This window comes from Streptomyces sp. 63XJN7_1_ISO-PGPR-S23-121 (genome assembly GCF_056173025.1).
On the sequence record NZ_CM149653.1, the window covers coordinates 4,681,197 to 4,692,405 of the forward strand.

Genomic DNA, 11,209 nt, shown 5'->3' on the forward strand with positions numbered 1-11,209 from the left:
AAGGCTTTCGACGGACGGGGAGTCGACCGTGCGGGTCGCGTGTCGTCCGAGGTCGGGTCAGATGAGTCCGAGATCCTCTTCCACCATCCTGAAGAGGTCGCCGTCCGTCGCCGATTCGAGCTTGTCGACGAGAGCGGCGCTTTCCGTGCCTTCCTGCGGGTCGCCGTACTTCGCAAGCAGATCCCGTAGCCGTGAGATCACGTCGGTGCGGCCGATCTCCTCGAGGGTCATGGCCGACAGTCCGGCCTCGAGGCGGTCGATCCCCTCGGACAGGGGCACGTCGCCGCCGGTCGCACCCCGAGGGGCGAGTTCCTCGTGGAGGAATCCGGCCAGGGCCATCGGTGTCGGGTAGTCGAACACGAGGGTGGCGGGCAGCCGCAGTCCGGTGGCCGCGTTGAGCCGGTTGCGCAGTTCCACCGCGGTCAGCGAGTCGAAGCCGAAGTCCTTGAAGGCGCGTGCCGGTTCCACGGTTTCCGTGCCGCCGTGACCGAGGACGGCCGCGACGTTCCGGCGGACCGTGTCCAGCACGATGCGTTCGCCCTCCGCCGTCTGCACACCGGCCAGCCGTTCCCGCAGGCCGCCCGTTGCCGCCATCTCCGTGGTCCCTGCCGTCCGCTGCCGGGGCAGCCGGACCAGTTCCCGCAGGACGTGCGGCACTTCGCCTCCGCCGTCCCGCACGGATGCCCGTACGGCCGCCGTGTCCAGCCGCATCGGCGCCAGCACCGGCGTCCGGCCGGCGCAGCAGGCGTCGAACAGTGCCAGTCCGTCGGCCGTGGGCAGTCCGCCGAGTCCGATGCCGGCCATGCGTCGCTGGTCCGTGTCGCCCAGGCCGCCGGTCAGCGTGCTGCGCTGCTCCCACAGGCCCCAGGCCAGCGACAGGGCGGGCAGGCCCTGGGCGTGGCGCTGGGTCGCGAGTGCGTCGAGGTAGGCGTTCGCGGCGGCGTAGTTGCCCTGCCCCGCGCCGCCGAACGTGCCGGCTGCGGAGGAGAAGAGCACGAACGCCGAGAGGTCGGCTTCGGCGGTCAGTTCATGCAGGACGGCCGCCGCTTCCGCCTTCGGCCGAAGCACGGCTTCCATCCGCTGCGGTGTCAGCGACGCGATGACTCCGTCGTCCAGCACGGCGGCCGCGTGCACGACGCCCTTGAGCGGATGCTTGGCGGGAATGCCCGCCAGCACCGTACGGAGAGCGTCGCGGTCGGCCACGTCGCAGGCGGCCCAGGTCACCGAGGCACCCGCCCCGCTCAGGTCGGCCGTCAGATCAGGCGCCCCGTCGGCGTCGGCACCCCGGCGGCTGAGCAGCAGCAGATGACGTATGCCGTGCTCGGTCACCAGGTGCCGGGCCACCAGACCGGCGAGTGTGCCGCTCGCTCCGGTGATCAGCACCGTGCCCTGCGGGTCCCAGGTGGCCACGGAATGCGCCGCACCGCCGTACGTGGCAGAGGAGGCGCCGGACGGCTCGGTCCCGGCAGCCGGTCCGGCGTGTGCGACCGTACCGGCCCCGAGCGCCGCCGGGCCCTCGGGATCCGTTCCGTCCGGGGCGTCCGTCGTGGCGCGCACCAGCCTCGGAACCAGGATGCTGCCGCCGCGTACGGCCAGTTGAGGTTCGCCCGAAGTGAGCGCGGCGGCCAAGGGCGCTGCGGCTCCGGCCTCGGCCGGGCCGTCGACGTCGAGGAGGAGCAGTCGGTCGGGATGCTCGGCCTGCGCCGAGCGCACCAGGCCCCAAACGGCGGCTCCCACCGCATCGGACACGCCCTGGTCGGCGGGGCTCGCGGCGAACGCCGCGGTGTTCACCGCACCCCTGGTGACGACCACCAGACGCATGTCGAGGAACCGGTCGTCCGCCAGCCAGTCCTGTACTCGCTCCAGGGTTTCGACCACCCTCGACCGCAGACCGGCACCGCTCTCCGAGCCGGCGATCATGCCCGTCGCCGAGTACATGTCCTCGCCGTCGCGGGGGCCGGGGACGATGCCGGTTTCGCCGGGTACGTGGAGGAAGACCCACTCCGGGAGGAGCGCGTCGTCATCGCGTACCTGGGCACGGTCGCCGGTGTGGTGCTCATCCAGACCCTTCAGGGTCAGGTGCCGCGCGACGTCCCAGCCGCCCGCACGCAGGCCGGCGGCCAGGTCGTCGCTCCTCGCGCCGATCACGGCGCACCGGACGGCGGAAGGCTCCTCGGTCAACGGCAGTTGCAGACCCCGCCAGTCGAGCCGGAACAGCGACTCGCGGAGGTCGTCGCGGGCGGCGTCGATCTGCTCGGCCGTGACCGGGCGCGTCACCAGGCCGTCCACCTGGACCACCGGCCGACCGGACTCGTCCGCCACGGTCACCGACACGCCGTCGGTTCCCGCGGATGCGAGCCGCACCCGGACCCTGTCCGCGCCGGTGGCGTAGAGGGAGACGCCGTTCCAGACGAACGGCAGCGGGATGCGGTTCAGTCCCTCCTGCCCCTGCTCGACCAGGCCACCCGGCCCGGCCATGTGCAGGGCCGCGTCCAACAGCGCGGGGTGGATGCCGTAGTGCGTGGCCTGCTCCGCGTGCTCCTCCGGCAGCGCGATGTCGGCGAAGACCTCGTCGCCCCGCCGCCAGGCCGCCCGTACGCCCTGGAACACCGGCCCGTACGTCAGCCCGCCCAGCGCGAACCGCTCGTACGTGCCCTCGACGTCCAGTGCCTCGGCCCCGGCCGGTGGCCATACGGCCGGTTCGTCCGACACCGACCGCACCGTGTCCGCCGGGCTCGTGGTCAGTACGGCGCCGGCGTGACGCGCCCACGGTTGGTCCGGATCGCCGGACTCCTGACGTGCGTACACGGTGACCGGGCGCCGGCCGTCGTCGTCGGAGCCGCCGACGACGACCTGGAACTGGACCGCCCCGTTCTCCGGCAGCACGAGGGGGGCCTCCAGGACGAGGTCGTCCAGCCGCGTGCAGCCGAATCGGGCCCCGGCGTGGAGGGCCAGGTCGACGAAGGCCGTGCCCGGCAGCAGCACGGCTCCCAGCACCGTGTGATCCGCCAGCCAGCCATGGGTCGCCAGCGACAGACGGCCGGTGAAGAGACAGCCGTCGGAGTCGGGCAGAGCAACCGCCGCACCGAGGAGAGGGTGATCTGCCGCCCCCAGACCGGCCGAGGTCACGTCACCAGCCGACGGGGCTGCCTGAAGCCAGTACCGGTCGCGTTGGAAGGCGTAGGTGGGCAGGTCCACCAGCCGGGGACGGGACGGGGCGAGGAAACCAGCCCAGTCCACCGCATGGCCCCGGACGAACACCTCCGCCAGGGCCCGCACCATCGAGTCGGCCTCATCACGGTCCTTGCGCAGGACCGGAGCGAACAGCAGCTGTGGGGCGCATTCCGCGCCCATGCCGGACAGGACACCGTCCGGACCCAGCTCCAGACAGGCCGTCACTCCGTGCTCGGCCAGATGCGTCACCCCGTCGGCGAAGCGCACCGCCTCCCGCACGTGCTGAACCCAGTACTCCGGATCGCACACCACAGCCGCATCCGCCAGCCCACCCGTCACGTTCGACAGAACCGCCAGCTTCGGCGCCTCATACACCACCGACCGGGCGACCTCGCGGAACTCGGCCAGCATCGGCTCCATCAACGGCGAATGGAACGCACGCGAGACCCGCAGCCGACGCACCCGCCGCCCCTCACCCCGCCACAGCCCTTCGAGCTCTCCGACCACTTCCTCAGTACCGGAGACGACCACAGCAGTGGGGCCGTTGACCGCCGCGACATCCACACTCTCCCGGTCTGCCAGCGCAGCCCGGACCACCGACTCCTCGGCCTCCACCGCCAGCATCGCCCCACCCTCGGGCAACGCCTGCATCAACCGGCCACGCGCCGCCACCAGCACACACGCATCTTCGAGGGACCACACCCCGGCCACATACGCGGCAGCCAGCTCACCGATGGAATGCCCGCCCACCACATCAGGACGCACACCCCACGACGACACCAACCGGAACAACGCCACCTCGACCGCGAACAGAGCACACTGCGTGAACTCCGTCGCATCCAGAACCGAACTGTCCCCGCTGAAGACCACCTCACGCAACGACCGCTCCAACAGACCGTCGAAGCCCGCGCACACCTCGTCGAAAGCGTCCGCGAACACCGGGAAGGCCTCATACAACTCCCGGCCCATCCCCACCCGCTGACTGCCCTGCCCCGAGAACAGCACCGCCAACCGACCCGGCACCACCTGCCCCCGCACCACACCCGCGGACTCACCACCCGCGGCCAGCACCCCCAAGCCGTTCAGCCCGTCCAGGACGACGGCCCGGTGCTCGAACACCGACCGCGCCGACACCAACGACCAACCCACATCCACCGGCGCAAACTCGGCCTGACGCACACACTCGGCCAGTCGCCCGGCCTGCGCCCGAAGCGCCGCCTCGGACTTCCCCGACACCACCCACGGCACCACCACAGGCGACTCGGTTCCGTCACGGTCGCTCGCGACCGGTTCCGTGTCGGGCAGTTGCTCCAGGACCACGTGCGCGTTCGTGCCACTGGCGCCGAACGACGACACTCCGGCGCGGCGGAGTCGACCGTTCTCCGGCCACGGGGTGGTCTCCGTGAGCAGCTGTACAGCCCCCGCGGACCAGTCCACGTGTGAGGAGGGCTCGTCAACGTGCAGCGTCTGCGGCAGCACGCCGTGGCGCATCGCGAGCACCATCTTCATGATCCCTGCGACACCCGCCGCGGCCTGGGTGTGCCCGATGTTCGACTTGATGGAGCCGAGCCGCAGCGGCCGGTCCTCCGGGCGATCCTGTCCGTAGGTGGCCAGCAGCGCCTGCGCCTCGATCGGGTCACCCAGCTTCGTGCCCGTGCCGTGCGCCTCCACCGCATCGACCTCGGCGGCCGACAGCCCGGCATTGGCCAGCGCGGCCCGGATCACGCGCTGCTGCGACGGACCGTTCGGCGCCGTCAGACCATTGCTCGCACCGTCCTGATTGACAGCCGAACCCCGCACGACCGCCAGCACCCGGTGCCCATTGCGCCGGGCATCAGACAGCCGCTCCAGCAACAGCATCCCGGCGCCCTCGGAGAACCCGGTGCCATCCGCACCCGACGCGAACGCCTTGCACCGGCCATCAGGAGCAAGACCCCGCTGACGGCTGAACTCCACGAACAACGCCGGCGTCGCCATCACCGTCACACCACCGGCCAACGCCAGCGAACACTCCCCCTGCCGCAGCGACTGCACCGCCAGATGCAACGCCACCAACGACGACGAACACGCCGTATCCACCGTCACCGCAGGACCCTCGAAACCGAACGTGTACGAGATCCGCCCCGAAGCGATACTGCCCGCCGTACCGTTTCCGATGTAGCCCTCGACGCCGTCCGGAACCGAGAGGGAGCCGTAGTCGTGGTGCATGATCCCGGCGAAGACACCGGTCTGGCTGCCGCGCACCGACGCCGGGTCGATACCCGCACGCTCCAGCGCCTCCCAGGACGTCTCCAACAGCAACCGCTGCTGCGGATCCATCGCCAACGCCTCACGCGGCGAAATACCGAAGAACCCAGGATCGAAATCACCGGCGTCGTAAAGGAAACCACCCTCACGCGCGTACGCCGTGCCCTTGTGGTCGGGGTCCGGGTGGTAGAGCGCCTCCAGATCCCAGCCGCGGTCGTCGGGGAAGGCGGCCATGGCATCCGTACCGCGCTCGAGAAGCCGCCACAGCTCCTCCGGCGTACGCACACCACCCGGGAAACGACAGCTCATCGCCACGATCGCGACCGGCTCGTCCACCACCGAAGCCGCCGTACGCCCCGAACCGACCGCGGGCCGCACAATCCCCGCACTGCCGTCCACCGCGCTCGCCGACACCAACTCCGCCAGCAGATGACGCGCCAGCACCACCGGCGACGGATAGTCGAACACCAACGTCGCCGGCAACCGCAGCCCCGTGGCCCCGTTCAACCGATTCCGCAACTCCACCGCCGTCAACGAGTCGAAACCCAACTCCTTGAAGGCCAGGTCGGGTGCGACCTCGTCGCCCGCCGCGTATCCGAGTATGGCTCCGATGTGGGTGCGGACCAGGTCGAGGACGGTCTGTTCCCGTTCCGTCTCCGACATTCCGGCGAGGGTGCCGGCCAGTCCGTCGGCCGTGTCCGTCGCCGTCGCGGCGCGTCGCACGTGGGGACGCACCAGTCGGCGCAGCAACGGCAGTACGGGACCGTCCCCTCCTCGCAGGGCGGTGCCGGCGAACCGTACCGGGACGAGGAGTGCCTCGTCGGCAGCGGTGGCCGCGTCGAAGAGGGTCAGACCTTCCCGCGAGGACAGCGGTACGACGCCGCCGCGCGCCATCCGGGCGAGGTCGGTGTCGCCCAGGTGTCCGGTCATCTCACTGCGGTCGGCCCAGAAGCCCCAGGCCAGCGAGACGGCGGGCAGGCCGTGCGCGCGCCGGTGCGCCGCCAGGGCGTCCAGGAAGGCGTTCGCCGCGGCGTAGTTTGCCTGGCCGGCTGCGCCGAAGACCGCGGCGGCGGACGAGAAGAGCACGAACGCGGACAGGTCCAGGTCCCGGGTCAGCTCGTGCAGGAGCAGGGCCGCGTCCGCCTTCGGTCGCAGTACGCCGTCGATCCGCTCGGGTGTCAGCGCGTCCACCACGCCGTCGTCCAGGGCGCCCGCGGCGTGCACCACACCGCGCAGGGGGGCGGCGTCGGGAATACGCTCCAGAACACCGGCCAGTGCGGCGCGGTCCGTCACGTCGCAGGCCTCGAAGACCGCGTGAGCGCCCAAGGATTCCAGTTCGGTGGCCAGTTCCGAGGCTCCGGGGGCGTCCTGGCCCCGGCGGGACACCAGCACCAGGTGCCGTACGCCGTACTCGGCGGCCAGGTGGCGGGCGACCAGGCCGCCGAGTACACCGCTCGCGCCGGTGATGAGTACGGATCCCTCGGCACTCCAGGGGCCGGTCGCCGCAGCCGTCGTCGGCGCGGAAGCCCTGACCAGGCGAGGGGCGCGCAGCTCGGTCGACCGTACGGCGAGCTGAGGTTCGTCGGTGCCGAGGGCCGAGCGCAGCGTGTCGCCGGCGCCGTCCCAACTGTCGAGGTCGATCAGCCGAAACCGGTCCGGATGTTCCGTCTGCGCGGAGCGGACGAGGCCCCAGACGGCTGAGGCCGCCATGCCCGTCACGTCCTCGCCGGAGGTCGTCGCCATAGCGCCGCGCGTCAGGAAGACCAGCTTCGACCCGGCGGTGGCCGCGTTGCCGAGCCACTCCTGTACGGCGCGCAACGCGCGACTGGTCAGCTCACGCGTGTCGGCTGTGATGTCGTCCGTCGAGGAGACACACGGCAGCACCACAACTTCGGGGTACGCCTGTCCCGTCGGGGGGAACAACTCGGCGAGGGTCGGCGCCTGCCGCCCGGCCGATCCACGCAGTGCCTCGACACATGCGGGGTCCGTACCCAGCACGGCCCACTCCTGCCCGGCGGCCGGCGCGGCAACGGTCGGCACGGTCTCCCAGCTCACCCCGAACAGCGAGTCCAGCGACGGCCGGGCGGCGCTCTGAAGCAACTCCGGCGAAACGGGACGGCCCACCAGCGAGCCGACCGACGCCGCCGGTGCTCCGGTGGCGTCGGCGACCACCAGGGACACGCCGTCGGCCCCAGTCCTGGACAGGCGCACCCGAAGCAGGGAAGCACCGACGGCGTGCAGCGACACCCCGCTCCAGGCGAACGGCAGCCGCGCCGAACCGGCGTCCTCCGCCTCATCGGCGCCCGCATCCGTATCCGTCGGATGACCGACACCGGTCACGTGCAATGCCGCGTCCAGCAGCGCGGGGTGAATGCCGTAGCGCTCCGCCTCCTCACGTTGTTCCTCCGGGAGCGCCACTTCCGCAAAGAGGTCGTCGTCCTGCCGCCAGGCCGCCCGCACGCCGCGGAAGACCGGCCCGTAGTCCAGTCCCAGCGCGGCCAGTCGTTCGTACAGGTCGTCCACCGGGACCGGCGAGGCTCCCGCGGGCGGCCACACGGCCAACTGGTGCGGTTCCCTGCCGGCCTCACCCTCGGACGTGGCGAGCAGGCCCTTGGCGTGGCAGGTCCAGGGTTCGTCGTCGTCGCTCTCGGGACGGGAGTAGACCCCTATGTCGCGGCGCTCGGGATCATCCGCACCACTCACGACGACCTGTACCTGCACCGCACCCGACTCGGGCAGGACCAACGGCGCCTGGAGCGTCAGTTCCTCCAGTGTCCGGCAACCGGCCGCGTCCGCCGCACGAAGGGCCAGCTCCACGAACACCGTCCCCGGCACCACCACCCTGCCCAGTACGAGGTGGTCAGCCAGCCACGGCTGCGCCGCGAGTGACAACCGGCCGGTCAGCACCATTCCGTACGCGTCCGCCATCGACACCACTGCTCCCAGCAGCGGGTGGTCAGCCGAGCGGAGACCGACAGCCGCCACGTCACCGACGCGGGAGGCGGGCGCCTTGAGCCAGAAGTACTGGTGCTGGAAGGCGTAGGTAGGCAGGTCGACCCGGCGGGCACCCGTACCCGTGAACACTCCCGCCCAGTCGACGGCAGCGCCGCCGACGAATGCCTCCGCGACTGAGGTCAGGAAACGCGTAAGGCCGCCTTCACCACGGCGCAGCGAACCCACCGTCGTGACAGGCGTGTTGATGTGTTCCTCGGCCGTCTGCTCGACGCCCATCGTCAGCACCGGGTGGGCGCTGGACTCCACGAACAGACGGAAACCGTCGTCCAGGAGGGCGCGCAGGGTGTCGGCGAAGCGGACCGTCTGACGCAGGTTGCGATACCAGTAACCCGCGTCCAGGGATGACGTGTCCAGGACCCCGGCAGTCACCGTCGAATAGAACGGCACCGTGGACGGCTGGGGAGTGATCGCGGCCAACTCCCGCAGGAGAACGTCCTCGATCTCCTCCACGTGCGCGCAGTGCGAGGCGTAATCCACGGCCACACGGCGAGCCCGAACACCGTCCGCCTCACACGACGCCAGCAACTCGTCCAAGGCGTCCGCGTCACCGGACACGACCACCACGGCCGGGCCGTTGACCGCCGCCACCGACAGACGACCACCCCAAGCAGCAAGACGCTCCCGCACGGCTTCCACACCGAGAGAGAGCGACACCATGCCGCCCCGCCCGGACAGAGCCCGGATCGCCTTGCTGCGCAGCGCCACCACCTTCGCCGCGTCCTGCAACGACAGCGCACCCGCCACACACGCGGCCGCGATCTCACCCTGCGAATGACCGATCACCGCAGCCGGCTCAACACCATGGGAACGCCAGACCTCGGCCAGCGACACCATCACAGCCCACAACACCGGCTGCACCACATCAACCTGCCCCAGCCAGGCATCACTACCGGCGTCACGGACGACATCGGTCAACGACCACTCAACGTAAGGCTCCAGAGCCGCCGCGCACTCACCCATCCGCACCGCGAACACGGGCGAGGACTCCAGCAGTTCGGCCGCCATACCGGCCCACTGCGACCCCTGCCCCGGGAACACGAACACCGCACGGCCATCAGCACCGGCCGCACTCCCCCACACCACACCCGCGGACTCACGACCCTCGGCCAGCGCACCCAGACCGTCCGCACCGTCCAGGACCACGGCCCGATGCTCGAACACCGACCGCGTCGTCACCAACGACAACCCGACATCCACCGGCGACAGGTCCGCCCGGTCCCGGACGAACGAGGCCAGACGCCCGGCCTGCGCCCGCAACGCCGCCTCGGACTTCCCCGACACCACCCACGGCACCACCACCGGCGCGACACCCGAAGCGGACTCCGTCGCCGGCACCTCCTCGACAGCCGGAGCCTGCTCCAGGATCACGTGCGCGTTCGTACCGCTGACGCCGAAGGCCGACACACCGGCTCGGCGGGGCTCCTCACCCTCCGGCCACGGCATGGATTCCCGCAGCAGCTCGACAGCTCCGGCCGACCAGTCCACCTGCGGCGACGGCTCGTCGACGTGCAGCGTCTGCGGCAGCAGTCCGTGCCGCATGGCGAGGACCATCTTCATCACACCGGCCACACCGGCCGCGGCCTGGGTGTGCCCGAAGTTCGACTTGACCGAGCCCAGCCGCAGCGGTTGGTCCTCCGGACGGTCCTGGCCGTACGTCGCCAACAGCGCCTGCGCCTCGATCGGGTCACCCAGCGTCGTCCCCGTACCGTGCGCCTCGACGGCGTCGATCTCGGCCGCGGACAACCGGGCGTTCGCCAGTGCCTGGAGGATCACCCGCTGCTGGGAGATGCCGTTCGGTACGGTCAGGCCGCTGCTGGTGCCGTCCTGGTTGACGGCGGAACCGCGGATCACGGCGAGCACCGGGTGCCCGTTGCGCCGGGCGTCGGACAGCCGCTCCAGCAGCAGCATGCCCACGCCCTCACCCCAGCCGGTGCCGTCCGCGCCCGCCGCGAACGCCTTGCACCGGCCGTCGGGAGCGAGCCCCCGCTGGCGGCTGAACGCCACGAACAGCCCTGGGGTCGTCATCAGGGTGGCTCCGCCGGCGAAGGCGACCGAGCACTCGCCCTGGCGCAGTGACTGCACTGCCATGTGCAGGGCGACCAGCGACGCGGAACAAGCCGTGTCCACCGTCACGGCGGGGCCCTCGAACCCGAAGGCGTAGGAGAGCCGGCCGGACATCACGCTGGCCGCGCTGCTGGTGGCCAGATAGCCTTCGACGCCCTTCGGAGCCTGGCGCAGGGCCTCGACGTAGTCCTGACCATTGGTGCCTATGAAGACCCCGGCCTTGGTACCGCGCAGCGAGGCCGGGGCGACACCGGCTCGCTCCATGCTTTCCCAGCTGGTCTCCAGCAGCAGTCGCTGCTGCGGGTCCATGGCCAGCGCCTCACGCGGCGAGATACCGAAGAACGCCGGATCGAAGGCGCCCGCGTCGGAGAGGAAGGCGCCTTCCTTGACGTACGACGTGTCGGCACGGTCCGGGTCCGGGTCGTAGAGGGAGTCGAGGTCCCAGCCACGGTCGTCCGGGAACTCGGACACCGCGTCGCGGCCGGCGGCGAGCAGCTCCCACAGCTCTTCCGGGGACCGCACCCCACCGGGGAAGCGGCAGCTCATCCCGACGATCGCGATGGGCTCCTGGGCCTTCTCCTCGACGTCCCGGAGGCGGCGTTGGGTCTGACGCAGATCAGCCATGACCCGCTTCAGGTACTCGACGAGCTTCTCTTCGTTCGACACTTAGCCCTGCCCCCTCGCGGACACCAAACAGTTCTTGATCATT

1 protein-coding gene is annotated in these 11,209 nt (G+C 71.0%); it reads right to left on the reverse strand.

The features are described 5' to 3' along the window. Positions 1-57: 57 nt before the first annotated feature. Positions 58-11,166 carry a type I polyketide synthase gene (locus AC0VYN_RS21020; RefSeq protein ID WP_475532211.1) on the reverse strand — a complete coding sequence of 3,703 codons (11,109 nt, stop codon included), beginning with the start codon at positions 11,164-11,166 and terminating at the stop codon, positions 58-60. Positions 11,167-11,209 lie beyond the last annotated feature (43 nt).